Here is a 21,563-nt window from a genome sequence, read left to right as displayed (position 1 = left end):
TTCATGGACGCACAGGGAGTTAATAAGATGCCCGCAGTTCCGGCTTATGTTGAAGAGGAAAATTTAGACGTGAAAGATTGGGTGTACAAAATCCTGGATTATTGGCAATTAATTTTTCTGTCTGTAATAATTTGCGTTGGGGTAGTATTTCTTTTTCACAGGTATTCAACTCCCAGGTTTGAGGTCGCAGGAACAATCTTGATAAAGGAAGATAAAAAGTCTATTAACCCAGAACTTTTACAGGAGCTTCAATTTTTTCAGGGGAATTCCACAAAGCAAAATGAAATTGAGTTATTAGGTTCTTATTCACTTCTCAAACGAGCAATCGAATCGCTCAATTTCGATATAGCGTATTACGGTATTGGCAGGATAAAACAAAGAGAAATTGAACCTGAAAAAATGCCGTTTAAAGTAAGTTTTATAGGTGAAGCAAGACCTGAGCGAAATTTGGTTTTCAGTGTTGAGATGCAAAAAGATGGAGGCTTTGTGTTGTTTTCTGAAGAACTTGGACTCGCTCGTCAAAGATATCAGTTTCCTGCGGTAATCGAATTCAATGGACTCTCTTTCAGGGTGGAAGAGAGGCAAATAGATTTAGCTGGGGTTGATTCTTACCAATTTGTACTTTTTAATAGTTGGGGGTTGGCAAGGTCTTACCGAGGTAGGATTCGAATCTCTGATGTTAACAAAGAGGCAAGCATTTTGGCAATTAGCATGCAAACGGAGTTGCCGTCAAAAGGGGTTCAATTTATCAATAGTTTAATAAATATATACATTCAACGTGAGCTGGAGGAAAAAAATGAGACGGCAACTCGAACCGTCGAATTTATAGACGGACAGTTGGCAAGTATAGAAGATTCTTTACTATTGATAGAGCGCCGGTTACAAACATTTAGAACAGACAATCGAGTAGTTGACATTAGCCAGGAAGGACTTGCCGCATTACAAAAACTTGAAGAGCTTGAAAATAAAAGGGCTGAAGAGAGATTTCGGATTGAGTATTATAACTATATAGTAGCTTACCTTAAGCAAGAAACGCAGCCCCACGGTATTATTAGCCCATCTACTGCGGGGATAGATTCGCCGCTATTGGAAGCGTTGACACAAAACCTGGCTGAATTGAGTTCACAATTACTTCAGGTTGAAATGGGAGCAACCGATGCCAACCCTCAAGTGTTGTCTTTAAAGAATCAGACCCGAAAAGTAATTTTATCGATAATTGAGAACGTACAGAACCTAAAAGGAAGTAGCGAAATTCTTGTTGCTGATCTTACTTCGAGGATTAAAGAATCAGAGAGGTTGGTCAATAAATTACCACTTACCGAAAGAACACTTGTGAACATTCAACGAAGGTTCTCGTTGAGTGAGAATTTGTTTATTTACCTCCAGGAAAAAAAAGCGGAGGCAGGCATAGCGAAGGCTTCTAATGTACCAAATGCCAAAGTCGTAGATCCGCCAATGTTGAGAGGACAGACGTTTCCAACTCCCTTAAGGAATTATGCAATTGGATTTAGTTTAGGTTTGCTTTTACCAATCATATTGATCGTTATCAAGGATTTCTTTTCGATTAGCATTCAGTCTGTTCATGAAATCACGAAGAGTACAAAATTGCCAGTTCTGGCCTCAATTGCTCTGAGCAGGTATGAAACGGAGTTGGTGATGGAAAAGTATCCCCGATCACAGGTGGCCGAAAGCTTTAGGAAAATGCGAGCTTCGATGAAATTTTTAGAGCGAAAGGATCATAAGGTGGTGATGGTTACTTCGTTTCTGTCAGGAGAGGGTAAATCCTTTCTAACTATGAACACTGCCATAATGCTTGCCAAAATGGGACAAAAAGTTCTATTATTAGGCTTAGATCTTCGTAAGCCGAAAATTTTTGACTCTTTTGGAATTTCAAATGACCAGGGGATGAGCCAGCTCCTCATCGGTGACAAAAAATATAAAGACGTAATTCAATCAACGGGTATAAAGGGCTTGGATTTGATTGCGGCAGGACCAATTCCCCCCAACCCGAATGAACTGCTGATGGGACACGAGTTCGATGATGCAATGAGATGGTTCAGGGAGCACTATGACTATATTGTGATAGATACCCCGCCAGTAGGTCTCGTGTCGGATCCTATCGAGATAAGTCGACATGCCGATGTGGCATTATTTATCATAAGACAGGATGTCACTCCCCGCCACGCCATTGATTATATTAATGACATCCATAACAAAGGTCTAATCAATAATATTGGAATTGTTCTGAACGGTGTTGATTTTAAGAAACCAAAATGGCATTCAATTTATGGATATGGATATGGCTACGGTAATTATTATGGAGGCAAAAAAGCTTCAGGTAGCGGATATTACATAGATTAATCGTGTTGGCAAGACCTACACCATAGCAGAAAGAGCCGCCAGACACCGAAGTGGAAAATGACTTTCTTAGAAGCGTATAGCGATCGCAACCCCGCTATTTTAATAGGGTCATTTCGACGCCATTCCATTGTTATACCACTCATGTTATGCCACTCAGTCGGGATTCCATCGGGGGTGCCCGGCTGAGGGGTGCCCGGCTGAGGGGTGCCCGGCTTGGAGCCTGCATGCAGATGTCGGTGCAGCCATGGCCACTACTCTAACCTCTCCCCACTCCTCTAACCTCTCCGATTCCAAACAAGCAACCTCAAATTGCTATTCCCCTTCGAATTGTGCTAAAAAAAATATGACATGTCCATCCAGCTTCCTACCTTTGAGTAGTATTTCTACTCATTATGCCGGCAACCAGTCATTGGTACGTATTATATACCCGTTCGAGGGCTGAGAAGAAAGTGGCGGAATCACTTAAGAAGCATGGCTTCCGAAGCTATTGCCCCACCGTCACCACCCTCAAGCAGTGGAGCGATCGGAAAAAGAAAGTACAAGAACCCTTGTTCAGATCCTATGTTTTTATTCAGGCCACTGAAGAGGAAAGGGTGCTCATCCTTCAGACGCCCGGTGTGATTAATTTTGTGTATTGGTTGGGCAAGCCCGCTATAGTCAAACAGAACGAAATCGAGGCGATTGGAATTTTCACGCAGGAAGTGAGCAATCACGAGGTATCAGAACTGAATTTCACCTTTGAAGACGGGGCAAAAGTGAAAGTGGATTGGGGTGCTTTTAAGGGAATGGAAGGCGAATGCATTGCGAGGCAAGGTAACAAGATCATATTACATATAGAGTCTCTGGGTCAGGTGATCCGGGCTGAAATACCCGCCGTGCATTTACAAAAGCTGCGTTAGGATATTTTTGTGCCCGTCAATAAACCTCCGGGCCTGTATAGTTTAATTTTTTGAAGTCGCCGCCATGTGACTGAGGAGGCGAAGCTGTGCCGGAGAATGGACACTCAGACTATCCGACACTCAGACAGTCCGAACCATCTGACTCGTCCGACCCGTCCGAATATCTGAACATCCGACCCGTCCGAACATCCAAATATCCCCCTTGCTAGATACACTCATCACTTCCAAAACACGCATCAAACTCCTGGTCAGGTTTTTCCTGAGCCCGGGTAGCAGATCGTATTTGCGGTCGCTGGAGTCAGAGTTTGGCGAGAGCACTAACTCCATTCGACTGGAACTCAACAGGCTTGAGGGGGCCAACTTGTTGAGAGCAGAACTGGAAGGCAATAAGAAGGTATACAGTGCCAACGATCAGCACCCGCTTTTCGGCGAGATCAATAAGCTGGTGCGCAACTACCTGGGGCTCGATGTCCTTGTGGAGAAGGTGGTGGATAAACTAGGTAACCTCCACAGTGTCTACCTGATCAACGAGCTGGCAGAAGGAAAAAATACGTCCAATATTGACATGGTGATCGTAGGTGATGCTATCGACACGCAGTACTTATCCCTTTTGGTGACCAAAGCAGAAGAGCTTATTCACAGAAAGATCAGCTATAGCATATTCAGCTTATTAGAAATGGATAACGTAAAATCCGAACTTGACCGCAAGCCTTTGCTACTCCTTTGGTCCGCTGATGACTAGGTGCCGGCATTGAGTAACCCCTCCTTTTGGTGTCTCTCGCAGAGGACACTGAAAGGAGGGGTACGTGTCGGCACGGCCAATGAACCGTCAGGCACTGGTTACACGAGTCGCCTGTCGATCAAAATAGGTGTTACAAAAAGAAAGCCGTTAAGGTGCTATGTCTTCACACACCTTAGACGTAATACTGTTAGAGCAGCTTGTCTTCACACACTTTTGACATACTACTGTTTGGGCGGTGTGTCTTCACACGCCCTAAAAGCAATGCCGTAAAGGTGCTGTGTCTTCACACACCTTCAAAATACAGAGCCACAATCTTAAATATGTATTCCAATATCCGCCATCGTTAATCCAATGACCAACTTCCCCTCCAACCCTAAAGTAGGCCTCATCGGCCTGGGCTATGTAGGCCTTCCGTTAGCCGTCGAATTTGCCAAACAATTTCCTACCGTTGGTTTTGATATCAACCTGGCTCGGGTAAAAGAACTTAATCAGGGCCACGACCATACGCTGGAGGTAAGCGATACTGATCTTCAAAAGGTTGTGTCGAAGGAGCTTTCTGCAGGCAAAGGCCTTTTAGTCAGCGCTTCCAAGGAAGACCTGACTAGTTGCAATGTGTTCATTATCACGGTACCTACTCCCACTGACAGGCACAACAGGCCAGTGCTTACACCGCTCATCAAAGCCAGCGAAACGGTGGGAAGTGTGATGAAACCTGGTGCGGTGGTAGTATATGAGTCCACTGTATATCCTGGTGTCACCGAAGACGAGTGTGTGCCTGTGCTGGAAAAGGCATCTGGACTGTCATTCAATAAAGACTTTTTCGCAGGCTACAGCCCTGAGCGGATAAATCCCGGAGACAAGGAGCATACAGTGGCGAAAATTCTTAAGGTAACCTCTGGAAGCACGCCGGAGGCAGCTGAATTCATTGATGGATTGTACGGCAAGGTTATTACCGCCGGCACTTATAAGGCATCTTCGATGAAAGTAGCGGAGGCAGCCAAGGTGATCGAAAACTCTCAGCGAGACATTAATATCGCTTTTGTGAATGAGCTGTCCAAGATTTTTAACAAGCTGGGGATCGACACACATGAGGTATTGCAGGCAGCAGGTACCAAATGGAATTTCCTTCCCTTCAAACCGGGGCTGGTGGGGGGCCATTGTATTGGCGTAGACCCTTACTACCTGGCACAAAAAGCACAGGAAGTAGGCTATCATCCGGAGATCATTCTGGCGGGACGCCGGCTCAATGATAGCATGGGCGGCTATGTGGCTGAGGAAGTGGTGAAGCTCATGGTACGCAAAGGAAGGTCTGTACTCAATGCCCGTTGTTTGGTATTGGGCTTTACATTCAAGGAGAACTGCCCCGATGTACGCAACACCCGGGTCATCGATATTATCGACGAACTAAAGTCTTTTCACACCGAGCCCATCATCTTCGACCCGCAAGCCAACATTGCGGAGGTAAAAGCGGAGTATGGCATAGACATCTGGAACAAGCTTCCAGAAGGAAAATTTGATGCAGTTATATTGGCTGTAGCTCACAAAGAATTTACACAGCTGGACATCCGCTCCCTGGTCTCCGACAATGGGGTGGTGTACGATGTAAAAGGAATTTTACCGAAAGCAATTGTTGATGGTAGATTGTGAACAAGAAGAGGACGGTCGGATATTCTGACACTCAGACGCTCAGACAATCCGACCTGTCGACCGAAGCGTCAGCGTAGGTTGACCATCCGAACGGTCTGAACTATCTGAATTGACCGAACAGTCTGAACTATCTGAATTGTCCGAACCGTCTGAACTATCTGAATTGTCCGAACCGTCTGAATCATCCGAACTGTCCGAACATCTGAATTGTCCGAACCATCCGAAAATCTAAATTTATTTAAATGAAACACAACTTTGAAAAACTCACTATCTGGCAGGATGCTGTGGATTTGGCGGTTGAAGTATGTTTAGAAGTAGATAATTCCAGAAATTTTGCACTTAAAGACCAGTTAACAAGGTCTTCGATTTCAGTGCCCAGTAATATTGCAGAAGGGTGTGAACGACAGACAGCGAAAGAACTGAGTCGTTTCCTGAATATTTCGGGAGGCAGTTCTGGCGAAGTTCGGACGCAATTGATCATCGCAAAAAGGATCAATCAAATCGATGAAAGCAAAGCAGATAACCTGGTCGATCGCTATAGGAAGTTGTCCTCGCAGATTTATTCGTTCAAAAATAAGTTGAGTGTATAGACATTCAGACAGTCGGACTCTCAGACACTCAGACAGTCCGACACTCAGACAGTCCGATATTCAGACACTCAGACGGGACCGAAAGTCCGAACCATCCGAACATCTGAATCGTCCGAACATCCGAATGTCTGAATTGTCCGAACCGTCCTTTAATCCATATCTCTTGAACACCAAATTATACAACACCCCTTTCCATATCGGCTCTCTCTCCGACAAGAAATTCCTCATTACCGGTGGTGCGGGATTCATCGGCTCCAATATTGTGGAATACCTCCTTCGCTTCGGAGCAGGTCAAGTCCGGGTGCTCGACAACCTGAGCAATGGCTCCTTCGAAAACATCGAAGAGTTCATGCCGCTTCCGAATTTCGAATTCATAGAAGGCGACATCCGTGACCTTACTACCTGCCAAAAAGCAGTCGAGGGAATGGACTACGTCACCCACCAGGCAGCCCTGGGCTCAGTGCCCCGCTCGATAAAAGACCCTGTTACTTCGAATGAAGTAAACATAGCTGGCCACCTGAACATGCTGGTGGCAGTAAAAGAGAACAAGGCCGTAAGAAGAATGGTGTATGCCGCCTCTTCTTCTACCTATGGAGACAGCCCCGACCTCCCCAAAGTTGAGGGCAGAGAGGGGAAATCCTTGTCGCCCTATGCGGTAACCAAGGCAGTCAACGAAATGTACAGCGACGTGTTCAGTAAAACCTATGGCCTTCACACCATTGGGCTTCGCTATTTCAACATATTTGGTCCTAATCAAAACCCCAACAACCCTTATGCTGCGGTGATTCCCATCTTTTGCCAGGCGTTTATCGAAAACAAGCAGCCCACGATTAATGGGGATGGCAAAACCACCCGGGACTTTACTTTTGTAGCGAACGCTGTGCAGGCCAATATCAGGGCCATGTTGTTAGCAGAACTAAGGCAACATGAGGTAATGAACACAGCCTGCGGCGATCAGATCAGCCTCAATGAAATGATCACGATGCTGCAGGAAATGACTGGGAAAGACATCAAGCCGGTATATGGCCCTGAGCGCCCCGGCGACGTAAAGCATTCCAAAGCCAGCATCGACAAAATTACTAAGCTATTGGGCTATCAGCCCACTGTCCGCTTCCGGGAAGGACTTGAAATAGTCTACGAATGGTATCAGTCTAAATATCAAACTTCAAAGTGACAGATGGACGTTCAGACTGTCCGACTATCGGACAGTCTGAATATCCGACCCGTCTTAACATTTGAATCGTCCGAGTATCCAACTTGTCGACCGAAGCTTCAGCGCAGGCTGAACATCCAAAAACACTTCATGTCAACTAAATCAAAGGTATTAGTCACAGGCGGAGCAGGTTTTATCGGCTCTCATGTGGTGGATCAACTCATGAGCGAAGGCAACTACGAAGTGATGGTGATGGACAATCTCGTCACTGGCCGGCTCAACAACCTCACGCATCATGGTGAGGCCGTTATTCTCATCAACGCCGACATTTCCGACTCGTCTTCATGGCAAACGCTAAACTTTACACCAGACTATATAATCCACCTGGCCGCTCAGGTAAGCGTGCCCGCTTCTTTTGGAGACCCGGCCTACTGCCATCGTGTTAATGTTAGCGGGTTCCTCAACATGCTGGATTTTGCCCGGGTGAACAAGGTGAAGAAAGTAGTGTACGCCTCGAGCTCGGCCATATATGGCGACCAGGGAGAAAGAAGAATCAATGAGAGCGACGCACCAAACCCTTTATCGCCGTATGGAGCCAGTAAGTTGCTAAACGAATGGTATGCCGGTAAGTATCACGAGTGGTTTGGAGTGTCGGCCATCGGATTGCGGTTTTTTAATGTGTATGGCCCCAGGCAACTCAACGATTCACCTTACTCTGGTGTAATTGCCAAATTCAAACACCTGATCCAAAATGAGCAACCTGTGACCATTTTTGGAGACGGAAAGCAGACGAGAGACTTTGTGTATGTGACAGAGGTGGCAAAAGCTATTGAATTGGCTATGTTGTCTCCTGCATCGTTGAATGTCTTTAATGTTGGAACCGGGGAGCCGTGTGACCTGACCCATTTAGCCGAAATATTCTCTTCTGTTTTTGGCAGAGAACTGGCACTTCAATATCAACCAGCAAGGGAGGGCGATATTCGCCATAGCCGGGCCAATGTGGGAAAGCTTAAAACGGAATTGGGCTTTCAATCAACGATTGACTTAAAGGAGGGAGTTCGGCTCCTTACCTCCACGGAGGAAGAAAAGTAGGATGCCTGATAAAATCAACATAGGTCTCTCATATGCCATCGATAAGACAAGCAGTGGCAACTCCGTGAAATTGATAGCCTTCGTTGCTTGCCGGGAAGGAAAAGGCAATTTTGAACATGATGGCCATGCAGCCGGATGACGAGAAAAAACCTGGGCCTGCACAAAGGTGCTTAATGGGGTGGTAGGGTGTAAGAGCAAAACGTCGCTTGCAAAAATTGTGAAGCAGTGTGTAATTTGATTCACAGGATACCAGCATTGAAAACAAACTACTTTTGGATATGAATGTTTCCGAAGCGTCAAATCACAAAATCATTGAGTTCCCCAAAATTCTCGATGAACGGGGGAATCTGACCTTCATGGAAAATGGGCACTACATCCCTTTTGATATTAAAAGAGTATTTTGGACCTATGATGTGCCTGGGGGAGAGACCAGGGGCGCACATGCTTACAAAGAGCAGCATGAGGTGATTATTGCCCTGTCGGGGTCTTTTGATGTGGTAGTTACAAGTGCTGATGGGCAAAAGGAAAAAATCCAGCTAAATCGGTCTTATTATGGCTTGTATTTGCCCCCGATGACCTGGAGGCATATGGAAAATTTCAGCACTAATGCGTTGAGCTTCCACATCTCCAGCCACGAGTATCAGGAAAGTGATTATGTGAGAGACTTCACCTCCTTTCTAAAACTGACAAAGTGAACAAGTCAACTGTTTTTGATTGTAGTTTGCTGGAGCTCCCGAAGATAAAGGCGGCATCGGGGAGTATTACCTCCATCAATAATTTTAAAGAAATTCCCTTCGGAATTAAAAGAACATACTACTTGTATGACTTACCAAGTGCTTCTTCCAGAGGGGGGCATGCTCACAAGGACCTTCACCAACTCATCATTGCTGCAAGTGGCAGCTTCGATGTGATGTTGCAGGACGGAAGAATGAAAAGGACTGTCCAGTTGAATCAACCCAATATTGGTCTTTATTTGCCACCTGGTTTGTGGAGGGAGCTTTCCAATTTTTCAAACGGCGCCATCTGTTTGGTACTTGCCTCGGAATTATACACCGAAGAGGACTATATAAGAGAATACGATCAGTTTCTGGCGTATAAATCATTGTAGCGCCAAAGCTTTCAATCACATGAAAATAGTTGAGGTATCGGAACAGGAATACAACACGCTGCTCAGCCCAGCTCATGTGTTTAACACCTCCGGTTTTAATAGCCTGAACGCAGACAAGGCAGACAACGTAAAATTCTTGATCTTCAGGGATTCTAAAGTACGCATGGGGTTGATACTCGGTATCAAAGGAGCGACAGCAAAATCTCCTTTTTCGGCTCCATTTGGAGGGTTTTCTTTGGCGGGTTGTCCGTCGCTGGAGCAACTCGACGAAGCCGTCGATGCTTTGAAAAGCTGGATAACCGGCAACCTCCTTACGGAGCTGGTTATCACTCCACCGCCACTGCTTTACGACCCTTCGGTGCTATCGAAAATGACCAATGTGCTTTACAGAAAAGGGTTTGTTCAGAAAAATATGGATCTCAATTACGCTCTCGACCTGGAAACGGAGCTGCCCTATGCCAGTCTATTGCGAAAAAACGCCAGAAAAAACCTGAACAACGCCCTGGCCAACAAACTGGCGCTCAGGGTGTGCACTACACCGGAGGAGCAAGAGGCAGCCTACAGGGTGATAGCGGCCAACAGGGCAGCCAAAGGCTATCCTTTGCGAATGACCTGGCAGCAGATGCTCAGCACCACCAAAATTATTGAAGCTGATTTTTTTCTGGTGACAAAAGATGACGCAGCCGTTGCTGCTGCCATTGTTTTCGCCGTAACGGACAACATCATGCAGGTGATCTACTGGGGTGATATGGTAGAGTACTCTCACTTGCGACCCGTTAATTTCCTGGCCTGTCAGCTTTTTGAGCATTATCGAAACGCTGGAAAAAAGGTATTGGACATTGGCCCATCGACTGAAGACTCTCTGCCCAACTACGGTTTGTGTGATTTCAAAGAGAGTATTGGTTGTGAGGTGAGTATTAAGCCTTCTTATATTTGGTCAGTTTGAAAGAATGGTCATAGCTAACCCCGACAAATACCTTCTTCCAGCTTACCGGCTAAGTCCATTTAGCACAGCTGATGTGGCGCTCAATCATGAATTACCAGCCGACGACTATGCTGAAACGTATTTCGGAGAACGGCTCGCCTCTCGTCGTTACAAGTATTGCATGTCAGGCAGAGAAGCTATTCACCAGGCGCTTTCTCATTATCATTTGCAACCAGAGGATGTGGTCACCATTATTACAACCACCAATAATTTATATATCAGCAGTTGCGTGACAAATGAGATCGAGCGGTTTTGTAAATGGTCAAGAAAAATTGAGCAGGCTACAAAAGTGCTTTTTGTCAATCATGAGTTTGGCTACCCTTTGGAGGACGTAACTGCCCTGCAAGAGCATGGCTTGCCAATTATTGAGGATTGTGCCTATTCCTTTTTGTCTCACAATACAGCTGGAAACACGGGACACCTGGGAGACTTTACCATTTACAGTTTTCCCAAGATATTCCCCGTTCAAATAGGGGGGCTCCTGACAATGAAGGACGGCCTGGATGATGAGAAGTTTTCTCAGCAACTTCTGCCGAACCAAGAGCACAACTACATACAAAAGGTGGCTTCCCACTTCTTGCGAAAAACCGCTGACATTGCAAGCCAACGAATTGAGAACTATCATTTTCTCATTAACGGGCTCACCAGCATGGGATTCAGTGAACGCATTCCTCTCAGTGACGGAATAGTGCCAGGAGCTTGTCTCTTTAGCGTTAACGGTCTGCTTAACCTGCCCGAACTTAAGGAAGCATTATGGGAAAAAGGGATTCAATGCAGCATCTTTTACGGCGAGGATACATTCTTTATTCCGGTGCATCAGGCATTAAAAAAGCCTGATTTGACCTATTTTTTAAACAACATAAAAATCAACCTGAAATGAAATTTTCCAACATCATTCTGGGAAAAGACGTTGAAATTGATCCTTCTTCCAATTTTAATAATGTAGATATTGGGGACAACACCCGTATAGCTAAACGATGTAGCATATTTGGTAGCCCTGAGTTCATTCTCGAGATAGGGAAAGAGTGTTACGTTGGAATGAACACCACCATCGATGGTTACTTGGAGAAAGTGACGATTGGAGCGAATGTTAGCATTGCACAGAATGTGCACATCATGTCGGCTTCCGGGCCAAATGCGTCGAAGGCCTTTCAAAGGATATTCCCAATCGAACGAATTCCTGTCATAATTGGCAATGATTGTTGGATTGGTGCATCCTCGGTTATCATGCCTGGTGTTGAATTAGGCAAGTTTTGTATTGTAGGCGTAAACAGTTTTGTGACAAAGAGCTTTCCCGACTATTCCATTATTGGGGGAAGCCCGGCAAAGCTGATAAGGGCGCTGACTGATAAGGAAATAGGCAAGCTGCATGAGTGAAATTAAGTTTCTCGATTTACTAAAAATCAATCAGGAGCATAGAGCTGAATTGATTCAGGCGGTCACGGAAGTGATTGATTCAGGCTGGTTTCTAAATGGGGACTTCCTGACAAAATTTGAGAAGGAATTTGCGACCTACACCGGTGTGAAGCATGTAATTGGCGTAGCCAACGGGCTGGATGCCCTCAAACTCATCTTTCAATCTTATAAAGAGCAGGGAGTTTTAAACGATGGCGACGAGGTCATTGTACCTGCTCATACCTTTATCGCTTCCACACTGGCAGTGACCGACAATAAGCTGGTTCCTATATTTGTGGAGCCGGATCCGGCCAGTTTCAATATGGACATTGGCTTGATTGAGCGGCGGATCACACCCAAAACCAAAGCTATTTTGGTGGTTCATCTTTATGGCAGGGTGTGCTGGTCGGAGGAGCTGGAACGCCTGGCTGAAAAGTATCAGCTAAAAATTATTGAAGACAATGCACAGGCCGTGGGGGCCGAGTGGAAAGGCAGAAAGACCGGGTCACTCGGGCATGCTGCTGCTTTCAGCTTTTACCCGGGAAAAAACCTTGGTGCTTTGGGCGACGGAGGAGCGGTAGCTACAGCCGACGCAGACCTGGCACAAAAGGTAAAAGCCATTGCCAACTACGGCAGCGGAAGAAAATACGAACACTTGTACAAGGGCATCAACAGCCGCCTCGACGAAATACAAGCCGCCTTTTTATCAGTGAAACTGAAAGCGCTCGACGCCGGGAATGAGCGAAGGCGGGAAGTGGCCGATCGCTACCTGGCTGGCATCACGAACCCGCTTATTGAACTGCCCTCGTACCCGCAGACGCAGGAGGGAAGCGCCGATAGAAATGGACACGTATGGCACCTTTTTGTCATCAAAACAAAGCAACGGGAAGCCTTGCAAAATCACCTCACTGCCAGGGGTATCCAAACCCTTATTCATTACCCAACACCTCCTCACAAACAAAAGGCGTATTTGGAATACAATGATACGATATTGCCAATTAGTGAAGAAGTTTCCCAAGTAGTTCTCAGTCTCCCTATTAGCCAAGTGATGAATGAAAATATGGTTAATGCAATTATTGATGGCGTAAACTGTTTTTGAGAAGATGGGGAGGTTTTTGTCGAATGATTTTCATTTTAACTACTTGGCAAGTAGGAGATATGACATTAAGTGGAATGACAATTCCTGGTCACTGAAAAGAAAAATATTAGGAAGAATTGGCCTTATTCTCTGTCCATATTTTTTTGATGACAGTTTGCCTAATTTTAGACGCTATTATAGAGTTTTAACGTCAGCTCTTAGACCTAAACCAAATACGTTTATTCTATCTCCCATAAAAGCGGGAAGTAGCTCGATTGGTCTTTTTTTCGCCAATTCAAAATATGTTAATACCTCGGTCGTAAAGGAATTTGAATTGTCTAGTCCCAAAAATGACAGATTGTATTTTCCGATAAGAAAAAATAACATAAATATCTACGTGGCGCCATTTATGATTGCAAGGTCTGATGATCGGTTCGACGCCATCGATGTGATCAAAAAGCACTATTCTAAAGGTAAAGTAATATTCATTTTAAGAGACCCTATATCTAGGTTCATTAGCCATTACAAATGGGAATATTTTTTACTTGGAAGAGAAGGTGTGGCCGAAAATAAAATGTTCAATGACATTAACACATTAATATTTTATCTAAAAAAGATGGACTACGAGTCTATGATAAAATTCTCCGGACCTTCGGGTTTCCCGCTAATCAAATCCGGCTTATATCATAAGATATTAAAAGACTTTTCGCACCAAGGGATACAGTACAAAGTGTTCGATTTTGACGAGGTTGTAAAAAAAGGAGGTACCAAGGAAATATTAGACTATTTGGGGATTTACAAAAATGGCGTTGGAACTGACTTACCTAAGGTAAATGAAAACCTGTTGAAAATTGATACTCCTCTCGATGAAGATTCGCTACGTTTCTTAAACGGGGTCTATTCCGAGGATTGGGCTCACTCAAAGAAATATATTGAGAATAGATAACGAGAATAATAGTGTTTATCATTACGAGCTAGAAATGAGTCACCGATTGCCTGTTGCTATTAATTTCTAAAGCATGTTAGATGAAGTTGGTAGCTTGTTAATCCAGCGAGCATGGCAACTTGAGCTTGAATACCTTTGAATGCCAAATAAATCCTCTTATCGGTCTATTTTTAAATCAACCTCGCTGTTTGGAGGCGTTCAGGTATTTAACATCATTATTACCATCATCAGAGGAAAATTTGTAGCCGTGCTGCTTGGACCGGCCGGAATGGGTATTAACGGGCTCTTTATGACCACCCTTCAAATGCTGCAGAACATCACCAATCTTGGTTTGCCGCAGTCAGCGGTGCGTGATATTGCTTCCTCGAGCAATGACCCAGAAAAAATTGCTGTGACCTATACAGTCTTTAAAAGATGGATTTGGTTCACTGCGCTACTCGGTGGGGGCATTACTTTTTTTGGCGCTTCATTCCTGAGCGAATATGTCTTTCAAAACGACAGTTACACCTGGGCTTTCAGGCTTCTTTCTGTGACTTTTATTTTCGCAGCTCTTAGTGGCGGAATTTACACCCTTTTGCGAGGCCTAAGGCGCCTGAAAGCTCTAGCCAGCGCCAATATTTTAGGTAGCCTCGCCGGGCTACTGGCGGCGGTACCTCTTTTTTACTTTTTTGGAGTGCAGGGGATTGTTCCTGCCATCTTAGCCACTGCCCTGGCCAATTTTGCGATAGCAATCTTTTTTAGAAGACGAGAGGTGAAAATTGGGAGGGTTGACATTAGCTATCGGCAGACCTTTGTTCGGGGAATCGACATGGCCAAATTAGGCGTCAGCTTATCTGCTAGCATGCTTATGGCGTCAGGAGTGTCTTTTGTGATCTTAACGTTTATCAATCGGCAGGGATCGGAGGCCGAGGTTGGTTTGTACAATGCCGGCCTCACCATCACTAATACCTATGTTGGCCTGGTGTTTACGGCACTGGCCACCGACTATTTTCCACGTTTGGCGGAAAAAATCAATCTTAAGACTTCCGAATGGAAGCAGATCGTTCATCAGCAACTGGAGCTTATGCTTTTGATATTGGCGCCGTTGCTCGTACTGATGATTACGACGGCGCCGATTTTTATCGAGATACTGTTAAGTGCCCAATTCTTATCAGTGATTCCTTATTTATTGTGGGCCGTATTGGGGGTGTTCCTCAAAGCGCCCGTGTGGGCGATTGGGTATATATTTATTGCTTCTGGCAACAATCGTTTGTTTCTTTTGACGGAAGTGTCCGCAGTTCTGATACGGCTTGGCTTAAACTTAGCTTTATTCAATTACTTTGGCATTGAGGGGCTTGGGATCGCATTGGGAGTGTCGTACCTGATAAGTTTTTGTGTACTCTTGGCCGTTATTAATCGGGTTTATGGTTTTTACTTCTCCAGTAGTCAGTGGAAATTAATATTTCAATTATTCATCCTAATATTAGGAACGACACTTTTTGCTAAATATCTCGCATATCCTTGGGCCTATTTAAGTGGGGCTTTCTTCTTTTTTATAGTCAGCGTATTTTCCTTAAGAAAGCTCAACCAACTCATGGACGTAGTGGCTGCAATAAGAGACTTGACAGCTAGATTTAGAAAACGTTAGAAATGTCGAAACCTGAGCTAGTCACTGTGGCTGTTACTGCTTTTAATTCGGCAAAAACAATTGTCGACACACTTGAAAGTGTGAAAGAGCAAACTTACCAAAGATTGGAGCTGATTATTTCTGACGATGCTTCTTCTGATAATAGCGTGGAGCTGGCAAAAAAATGGCTTGAAAGCCCCGACAATAGCCGACGCTTTGTTGATAACAAAATAATAACAGTTCCGCACAACACCGGTGTATCTGCCAATTGTAACCGATGTATAGCAGCGGCGCAGTCCGATTGGATCAAATTCATTGCCGGTGATGACATTTTAATGCCCAATTGCATCGAAGACAATATGCGGTTCGCCAATAAGAACCCCGACGCCCGGGTTATTTTCTCCCAGGTCGAAGTGTATGTCGACAATTTTCAAAAGGAGAACTTCCTGAGAGTGATACCGGCTCAGTTTCCCGACAACCTGATGCATCCGGAATTATCCGCCAATGACCAATGGAAGAGGCTGCTGGTATCGGATCGTATGCATTACACACCCTCCTATTTTTTCAACCGGACGGCCCTGGCTCAAGTAGGAAACTATGATGAAAGCAACCGGCTGGTGGAAGACTACCCCATGTGGCTTAAATTGACCGGGGCTGGCGAACGGTTGCATTACTTCCACACGCCCACGGTTGGTTATCGCATGCATGCAAAGGCCCTCAATAATATTGGCGATGCTGGATTGTTCAAACCACTGTCGGTGAAAGCATTTGCTATCCGACAGCAAATGGCGCACCCTCATTTACCAACTGATATTGTTGGCAAAGAACAGTGGGAGCAGGGTGTGAAGAAATTCTTTTTGGCGATCGGTGCCAACAGGAACACCGCCATTGCCCGCACGTTTTTCCGTTTGCTGTCAGTTTATCTGAACCCCTGGCAGTATGCATATGCAGTCAAAAAGCGACTTCCTGCCAACAAAGGGAACATATTCTATCAATGAAGCTGAGTATTATTCTTCCCGTTTACAATGTAGAGGCATACCTGGAGCGTTGTATCCGAAGCCTGGAAGACCAGGGCATTCCCCGGAGCGACTACGAGATCATAGTTGTGAATGACGGTTCGCCTGACAACTCTAAAGAGGTGGTGGAACGACTTCAGCGTGAGCTCTCCAATATCATATTAATCAACCAGGAGAACCAGGGAGTTTCTATGGCAAGGAATGCCGGTATCGACCGGGCAGGTGGAGAGTACCTCGTTTTTGTGGATCCCGACGATTATGTGGCCCCGAATTCATTTTCCTCAATTCTTACTGCCGTCGATAGACACAAACCCCAAATAGTTTTTCTTGGATACCGATTTCTAAACGTTGATGAGTCAATAAGGAAGGAAATTTTGCATCAGGACAAAGACGGAAAAGTCTTTAGAGGGATAGAGGCCTACGTTTTATCCCGGGGAGACGGAAAAACTGACCCTGACCGAAGCTGGGGAATACTTTTTGAGAGAGCGTTTATCAACAAGTTCAATATTCGCTATCTGGCGAATGTGCCCTATTTGGAAGACGGAGAATTTTTAGCCCGGGCACTGTGCCTGGCAGAAAAATGCAGCTTTCATTCTTACCCTTTTTACCAAAGGACTACAAGACCGGGGTCCGCAACTCACTCTTCTTTATTTTACTCAGATAAATCGTTGGAGGGTTTTATTCTTGCAGCCAAAAACCTTTTAGAATTTAGTCGAGGTGAATTTTTAGATAAAGATCAAAGAACATTCTTAAACCAACCCATATGCAAATTCGTGCTGTTGGTGCTAGTGCCTTTTTGTTCCTTCCGCCAATTGAAGGAATTCAAAAGAAGAAAAGGAAAACTTTACGCTATGGGATTGGATAAATGTGAATTAGAGGGTTGCAACAACTATTATAAAGTGGAGGGTTTCCTATTCAACCAATCACCTTATTTATTCTTTCTACACCGTGCTTTGAAATCACCAATTTTAAAGTTGATCAATCCATAGTGAATAAAGTAATTTAATGATGCATATTCTAAGTAGGTTCAAATACAAAAAATGGAAACAGAATGAGCCGACTAACATTTTGGAGTATTTACTTTCTCCTTGCTCAAACGGGTTAAGAATTGTTAATTTTTTCTATCAGAAGGTACTTAGAATCAACTCGGAGGTTCCTTTCATGGTACATTACACCTCAATCGTAAGCCAAACAGTTAAGCTGGGGAAGAATGTAGCTCCTTATTTTGCCAATTCTGGACACTGTTACATCCAGGGAATAAATGGCATCGTTATTGGCGATAATTCAATTTTTGCCCCTGGCGTTAAGATTATATCGGCAAATCACTCCAAAACAGATTTTACTAAGCACGATAAAAGTTTAGGGCCCATTATAATTGGAAAAAGTTGTTGGATTGGTGCGAATGCGGTGATCCTACCAGGAGTTCACTTGGGCGACAATGTGATTGTAGGGGCGGGAAGCGTTGTCACCAAGTCTTTCGAAAGCAATTTAGTTGTGGCAGGCAATCCTGCTAAAATTATCGGTAAAAGCTAAACATGAGAATCACAATTGTTGCCGGAGCAAGGCCAAATTTCATGAAGGTTGCACCAATCATTCATGCACTAATGGAAAGAGAGAAAAAGGGACTAGCATTGTCTTTTAGCCTCGTCCATACTGGCCAACACTTCGATCGCCAAATGAGCCAGACTTTTTTTGAGGAACTCAGTATCCCGGAACCCCACGTGAATTTAGGAGTCGGCGGTGGCACACAGGCTGAACAAACAGCCGGCCTTATGATTGCCTTTGAGAAACACCTTTTGGCTCACCCCACTGACCTGGTGCTGGTGGTGGGAGACGTTACTTCTACCATGGCTTGCGCAATAGTGGCAAAGAAATGCCATACCCGGGTGGCCCATGTGGAGGCAGGCATCAGGTCTTTTGACCTTACCATGCCAGAAGAAATCAACCGCATGGTGACCGACAGCATTACCGATTATTTTTTTACCACAAGCACAACGGCCAATAGCAACCTGCTGAAAGCAGGGGTTGCCGAACGCAATATCTTTTTTGTAGGCAATGTGATGATCGACACGCTGCTGGCCAACAAACAAAGATTCAGGCAACCGCCTGTATGGGAGGAGGTTGGTCTGCAAAAACAGCATTACCTGGTGCTCACGCTGCATAGGCCCTCTAATGTGGATGAGGGGCAGAACCTGATGCAGCTGATCAACACCATTACTGCCAACACCCGGGGATTACCGATCATTTTTCCCATCCATCCACGCACGAAATCCATTTTTCAGTCATTGGGTGCCCTGCCTGAAAACCTGCACATCATTGACCCGCTGGGTTATCTGGAATTCAACTACCTGGTGCAGCACAGCAAAGCGGTGATTACCGACTCTGGAGGCATAACAGAGGAAACAACCGTCATGGGGGTGCCCTGCCTCACCCTGAGAGACAGCACCGAGCGACCCGAAACGGTGACCATAGGCACCAATGAATTGTTAGGGACCGGGCCAAAAGCCATTGCTGAGGCGCTCGGTCGTTTGTTTGCTGGCAACTGGAAAAAGGGGGGCATTCCTGAGTTGTGGGATGGGAAGGCAGCCGGGCGAATTGTGGAGCAGCTGATCAGGTTGCATGCATAAGCAGAAGATACTGATTGTTTCCAATGGGTTTTACCCGGAAATTTCACCCCGGTCGTTCAGGGCCACTGAGCTTGCCAAAGAGTTTGCCAGACAAGGCCATGATGTAAAAGTTATTTCACATGACCGGGGCGATGTAAAGCAATTTTCCACGAGGCATGGTTTTAGCTTTCATGACATGGGGCCAATGTCGTGGCCCAAACCTGTGGTGTCAGGAACGGGATTAAAAAGGCTTGTTTCGAGGGTGGTGGTTCGCCTCACAACGTTGCTATTGGAATACCCAAATATTCAACTCCTTTTCCTTGTAAGGAAGGCACTTGCCAGCCAGTCAGGTTTTGATCTCTTGATTTCTGTGGCTGTGCCTTATCCGATCCACTGGGGGGTGGCCTGGTTCAGAAGTAGTAAGCATCCCGTAGCAGCTACCTGGGTTGCTGACTGTGGCGACCCCTATATGGGGCAGGAGAACGACACTTTCCAAGCGCCCTTTTACTTTGGGTGGGTCGAGAAATGGTTTTGCCGAAAAGCAGATTACCTGAGCGTGCCCACTCAGGGGTCCATCGGCGGATACTACCCGGAGTTTCGTCACAAAATCAGGGTTATTCCTCAGGGTTTCCGTTTTGAAGACTATCAAATGGCTGATTTCAAGCCATCCGAAAAAGTAATTTTTGGCTATGGAGGTATGTTTATTCCTGGAAAAAGAGACCCTAAAGAATTGATTGAATTTCTACTGTCTATCGAGGAGAGGTATCAGTTTGAATTCCACATTTACACCAGCACACCTCAATGGGTGTTGCCCTATACTGCCAACTCAAAAAGTATTTTGATACACCAGGTAGTGGGCCGAACCGAACTGATGCATGAGTTTTCAAAAATGGACTTTGTTGTTAATTTTACCAACATAGGAACATCGCAAACGCCTAGCAAACTCATTGATTATGCTATTTTAGGCAAGCCTATCCTAAATGTGGTGACTGGACAGCTCAGGCCCGCCGATGTCTTGTCATTTCTTGATCGGGACTTCAGCAACTCATATGTAGTAGCCGACCGAGAACAGTACCGAATTGAAAATGTAGCGCAGCTTTTTTTAAACCTTATCGATGAGACGGGAGAAAGATAACACCTTTCTGTTTTTTTTGCTGAATCCATTTTTAGGTTTTTTGCACGCATTCAAATACAACCACGAAAGATGGTCGGTGAATGCGGTTTGGCTTTTCGTTATTTTTTACGGCTTCACTATGGCCAAGCCGGAGGGCATGGATTCGAGCCGATATGTTCAACGGCTTAAGAACAATTATTATTCCAGCAGCTGGGAAAGTTTTGCCAGCGGGTTTTATTCAGCCGAAGGTGCGCAGGTGGATTTATATGAGCCTACGATGATCTTTCTGATGTCTCGCTTCACGGAAAATGGTGATTTGCTATTTGCGGCTTTCGGTGTAGTGTTTGGTTTTTTTTATTCAAGAAATCTTTGGATGGTGCTCCGTTTCGTACCCGGATACATGACTTCCTTTCTCTGGATAATTTACCTGTCGTTTGCTTTTATTGTTCCTTTCTGGGACTTGAATGGCGTAAGAATGTGGACGGCAGCCCATGTTTTTACCTTTGGCGTGCTTAACTATATTCTGTACCAAAAGCGAAGTGCCTACATTTTCATATTGATATCAGTACTTATTCATTTCTCGTTTGTTGGCCCGGTAGTTTTGTTTTTTTGTTTCCGGTTTTTGCGCCTGGGTTGGCCGCTGCTCTACTATGCTTACATATTTTCATTTGCCATTTCAGAATTAAACATTGGGTCGCTGCGCAATGTGCTCATGGCCTATTCGCCCGAATTTTTAATTCCCAGGGTTCAAAGTTATACCGGGGAGGTATACATCGACAAAGTAAATGAAACAATGCAAGGCGCAAGTTTTCATATCATCTACTATCGGAAAGTAATTGTTTGGACAGTCGTCGTTTTTTTCTCTTTCATTTTTTTCAGAAGGGTTAAGAACCTGGTCACCTATCCCTACCTTAAAGACTTGTTTGCCATTTCGCTGATTATTTTGACGTTTGGTAATATCGCATCGCTAGTGCCTTCAGGTGGCAGATTCCTTAGTATAGGGCAGATATTTGCCTTTGCTTTCATGTTTCTCTATTTGAAGACGGCTGATCCCGACAAGTTTCGGTACTGGTTTAGATATGCGAGCTATCCCATGCTTTTTCTGTTCCTGATAGTAAGTCTCCGGATTTCGCTGGAAACGATCACCGTGATGAGCGTCTTGGGGAACCCGATTTTTGCCTTGCTGATAGACGTTCACATATCCATCATTTCATTGTTCAATTAA

21 protein-coding genes are annotated in these 21,563 nt (G+C 45.0%); all 21 read left to right on the top strand.

What is annotated here, in order from left to right:
• Positions 1-3: 3 nt before the first annotated feature.
• The 21 genes from ACMVP2_RS06235 to ACMVP2_RS06135 all read left to right on the top strand — a co-directional run bounded on the left by ACMVP2_RS06235 (position 4) and on the right by ACMVP2_RS06135 (position 21,563).
• The gene (locus ACMVP2_RS06235; RefSeq protein WP_339792695.1) at positions 4-2,361 is read left to right on the top strand and encodes an exopolysaccharide transport family protein; all 2,358 of its coding nucleotides are present in this window, start codon (positions 4-6) and stop codon (positions 2,359-2,361) included.
• A gap of 392 nt (positions 2,362-2,753) precedes the next feature.
• Entirely contained in the window at positions 2,754-3,260 is a 507-nt protein-coding gene (locus ACMVP2_RS06230) for a UpxY family transcription antiterminator (RefSeq protein WP_339792697.1), read from the top strand.
• Positions 3,261-3,462: 202 nt separating this feature from the next.
• Positions 3,463-4,002 carry an ArsR family transcriptional regulator gene (locus tag ACMVP2_RS06225; protein ID WP_339792698.1) on the top strand — a complete coding sequence of 180 codons (540 nt, stop codon included), beginning with the start codon at positions 3,463-3,465 and terminating at the stop codon, positions 4,000-4,002.
• Between the two features lie 351 nt (positions 4,003-4,353).
• Positions 4,354-5,649, top strand: a complete 1,296-nt coding sequence (locus ACMVP2_RS06220; protein WP_416867076.1) for a nucleotide sugar dehydrogenase — start codon at positions 4,354-4,356, stop codon at positions 5,647-5,649.
• 242 nt (positions 5,650-5,891) lie between these two features.
• Positions 5,892-6,239: a four helix bundle protein gene (locus tag ACMVP2_RS06215; protein WP_416867075.1), complete on the top strand. Its 348-nt coding sequence runs from the start codon at positions 5,892-5,894 to the stop codon at positions 6,237-6,239.
• Between the two features lie 163 nt (positions 6,240-6,402).
• Positions 6,403-7,413, top strand: coding sequence for an SDR family oxidoreductase (locus ACMVP2_RS06210; protein ID WP_416867074.1), 1,011 nt, complete (start codon positions 6,403-6,405; stop codon positions 7,411-7,413).
• A 129-nt stretch (positions 7,414-7,542) separates the two neighbouring features.
• Positions 7,543-8,484, top strand: a complete 942-nt coding sequence (locus tag ACMVP2_RS06205; protein WP_339792705.1) for an NAD-dependent epimerase/dehydratase family protein — start codon at positions 7,543-7,545, stop codon at positions 8,482-8,484.
• A 278-nt stretch (positions 8,485-8,762) separates the two neighbouring features.
• Positions 8,763-9,179 (top strand): FdtA/QdtA family cupin domain-containing protein, encoded by a 417-nt coding sequence (locus ACMVP2_RS06200; protein ID WP_339792707.1) that lies wholly within the window; start codon positions 8,763-8,765, stop codon positions 9,177-9,179.
• Positions 9,176-9,592 carry a sugar 3,4-ketoisomerase gene (locus ACMVP2_RS06195; RefSeq protein WP_416867073.1) on the top strand — a complete coding sequence of 139 codons (417 nt, stop codon included), beginning with the start codon at positions 9,176-9,178 and terminating at the stop codon, positions 9,590-9,592. Before ACMVP2_RS06200 ends, ACMVP2_RS06195 begins: the two co-directional genes overlap by 4 nt.
• Positions 9,593-9,611: 19 nt before the next feature.
• Positions 9,612-10,538, top strand: a complete 927-nt coding sequence (locus tag ACMVP2_RS06190) for a GNAT family N-acetyltransferase (RefSeq protein WP_416867072.1) — start codon at positions 9,612-9,614, stop codon at positions 10,536-10,538.
• Positions 10,539-10,542: 4 nt separating this feature from the next.
• Positions 10,543-11,457, top strand: coding sequence for a DegT/DnrJ/EryC1/StrS family aminotransferase (locus tag ACMVP2_RS06185; RefSeq protein WP_416867071.1), 915 nt, complete (start codon positions 10,543-10,545; stop codon positions 11,455-11,457).
• Complete coding sequence (locus tag ACMVP2_RS06180; protein ID WP_151998776.1) at positions 11,454-11,954, top strand: acyltransferase; 501 nt, start codon at positions 11,454-11,456, stop codon at positions 11,952-11,954. The genes ACMVP2_RS06185 and ACMVP2_RS06180 overlap by 4 nt, the downstream gene beginning before the upstream one ends.
• A complete protein-coding gene (locus ACMVP2_RS06175; RefSeq protein ID WP_416867070.1) occupies positions 11,947-13,071 on the top strand; it encodes a DegT/DnrJ/EryC1/StrS family aminotransferase in 1,125 nt (374 codons plus the stop codon). The genes ACMVP2_RS06180 and ACMVP2_RS06175 overlap by 8 nt, the downstream gene beginning before the upstream one ends.
• Before the next feature lie 4 nt (positions 13,072-13,075).
• Positions 13,076-13,996 (top strand): hypothetical protein, encoded by a 921-nt coding sequence (locus ACMVP2_RS06170; protein ID WP_416867069.1) that lies wholly within the window; start codon positions 13,076-13,078, stop codon positions 13,994-13,996.
• A gap of 139 nt (positions 13,997-14,135) precedes the next feature.
• Positions 14,136-15,623 carry an O-antigen translocase gene (locus tag ACMVP2_RS06165; protein ID WP_416867068.1) on the top strand — a complete coding sequence of 496 codons (1,488 nt, stop codon included), beginning with the start codon at positions 14,136-14,138 and terminating at the stop codon, positions 15,621-15,623.
• A gap of 2 nt (positions 15,624-15,625) precedes the next feature.
• The gene (locus ACMVP2_RS06160; RefSeq protein WP_416867067.1) at positions 15,626-16,600 is read left to right on the top strand and encodes a glycosyltransferase; all 975 of its coding nucleotides are present in this window, start codon (positions 15,626-15,628) and stop codon (positions 16,598-16,600) included.
• A complete protein-coding gene (locus ACMVP2_RS06155) occupies positions 16,597-17,607 on the top strand; it encodes a glycosyltransferase family 2 protein (RefSeq protein WP_416867066.1) in 1,011 nt (336 codons plus the stop codon). Before ACMVP2_RS06160 ends, ACMVP2_RS06155 begins: the two co-directional genes overlap by 4 nt.
• A gap of 16 nt (positions 17,608-17,623) precedes the next feature.
• Positions 17,624-18,151: an acyltransferase gene (locus ACMVP2_RS06150; protein ID WP_416867065.1), complete on the top strand. Its 528-nt coding sequence runs from the start codon at positions 17,624-17,626 to the stop codon at positions 18,149-18,151.
• Between the two features lie 2 nt (positions 18,152-18,153).
• Positions 18,154-19,245, top strand: coding sequence for a non-hydrolyzing UDP-N-acetylglucosamine 2-epimerase (gene wecB, locus ACMVP2_RS06145; protein WP_416867064.1), 1,092 nt, complete (start codon positions 18,154-18,156; stop codon positions 19,243-19,245).
• Positions 19,238-20,359 carry a glycosyltransferase gene (locus tag ACMVP2_RS06140; RefSeq protein ID WP_416867063.1) on the top strand — a complete coding sequence of 374 codons (1,122 nt, stop codon included), beginning with the start codon at positions 19,238-19,240 and terminating at the stop codon, positions 20,357-20,359. The genes wecB and ACMVP2_RS06140 overlap by 8 nt, the downstream gene beginning before the upstream one ends.
• Complete coding sequence (locus ACMVP2_RS06135; RefSeq protein WP_416867062.1) at positions 20,340-21,563, top strand: hypothetical protein; 1,224 nt, start codon at positions 20,340-20,342, stop codon at positions 21,561-21,563. The genes ACMVP2_RS06140 and ACMVP2_RS06135 overlap by 20 nt, the downstream gene beginning before the upstream one ends.

The sequence above is a fragment of the Imperialibacter sp. genome (assembly GCF_048007035.1).
Lineage (GTDB): Bacteria > Bacteroidota > Bacteroidia > Cytophagales > Cyclobacteriaceae > Imperialibacter.
This window is presented reverse-complemented; position numbering and strand designations above follow the sequence as displayed.

What these genes read in the sequence shown, in the direction of transcription:
- ACMVP2_RS06215 (WP_416867075.1), top strand. Translation starts at nt 5,892, where the DNA reads ATGAAACACAACTTTGAAAAACTCACTATCTGGCAGGATGCTGTGGAT.
- ACMVP2_RS06150 (WP_416867065.1), top strand. Translation starts at nt 17,624, where the DNA reads ATGATGCATATTCTAAGTAGGTTCAAATACAAAAAATGGAAACAGAAT.
- ACMVP2_RS06175 (WP_416867070.1), top strand. Translation starts at nt 11,947, where the DNA reads ATGAGTGAAATTAAGTTTCTCGATTTACTAAAAATCAATCAGGAGCAT.
- ACMVP2_RS06200 (WP_339792707.1), top strand. Translation starts at nt 8,763, where the DNA reads ATGAATGTTTCCGAAGCGTCAAATCACAAAATCATTGAGTTCCCCAAA.
- ACMVP2_RS06180 (WP_151998776.1), top strand. Translation starts at nt 11,454, where the DNA reads ATGAAATTTTCCAACATCATTCTGGGAAAAGACGTTGAAATTGATCCT.
- ACMVP2_RS06190 (WP_416867072.1), top strand. Translation starts at nt 9,612, where the DNA reads ATGAAAATAGTTGAGGTATCGGAACAGGAATACAACACGCTGCTCAGC.
- ACMVP2_RS06160 (WP_416867067.1), top strand. Translation starts at nt 15,626, where the DNA reads ATGTCGAAACCTGAGCTAGTCACTGTGGCTGTTACTGCTTTTAATTCG.
- ACMVP2_RS06165 (WP_416867068.1), top strand. Translation starts at nt 14,136, where the DNA reads ATGCCAAATAAATCCTCTTATCGGTCTATTTTTAAATCAACCTCGCTG.
- ACMVP2_RS06170 (WP_416867069.1), top strand. Translation starts at nt 13,076, where the DNA reads ATGGGGAGGTTTTTGTCGAATGATTTTCATTTTAACTACTTGGCAAGT.
- ACMVP2_RS06155 (WP_416867066.1), top strand. Translation starts at nt 16,597, where the DNA reads ATGAAGCTGAGTATTATTCTTCCCGTTTACAATGTAGAGGCATACCTG.
- ACMVP2_RS06220 (WP_416867076.1), top strand. Translation starts at nt 4,354, where the DNA reads ATGACCAACTTCCCCTCCAACCCTAAAGTAGGCCTCATCGGCCTGGGC.
- ACMVP2_RS06185 (WP_416867071.1), top strand. Translation starts at nt 10,543, where the DNA reads ATGGTCATAGCTAACCCCGACAAATACCTTCTTCCAGCTTACCGGCTA.
- ACMVP2_RS06235 (WP_339792695.1), top strand. Translation starts at nt 4, where the DNA reads ATGGACGCACAGGGAGTTAATAAGATGCCCGCAGTTCCGGCTTATGTT.
- ACMVP2_RS06230 (WP_339792697.1), top strand. Translation starts at nt 2,754, where the DNA reads ATGCCGGCAACCAGTCATTGGTACGTATTATATACCCGTTCGAGGGCT.
- ACMVP2_RS06205 (WP_339792705.1), top strand. Translation starts at nt 7,543, where the DNA reads ATGTCAACTAAATCAAAGGTATTAGTCACAGGCGGAGCAGGTTTTATC.
- ACMVP2_RS06135 (WP_416867062.1), top strand. Translation starts at nt 20,340, where the DNA reads ATGAGACGGGAGAAAGATAACACCTTTCTGTTTTTTTTGCTGAATCCA.
- ACMVP2_RS06140 (WP_416867063.1), top strand. Translation starts at nt 19,238, where the DNA reads ATGCATAAGCAGAAGATACTGATTGTTTCCAATGGGTTTTACCCGGAA.
- wecB (WP_416867064.1), top strand. Translation starts at nt 18,154, where the DNA reads ATGAGAATCACAATTGTTGCCGGAGCAAGGCCAAATTTCATGAAGGTT.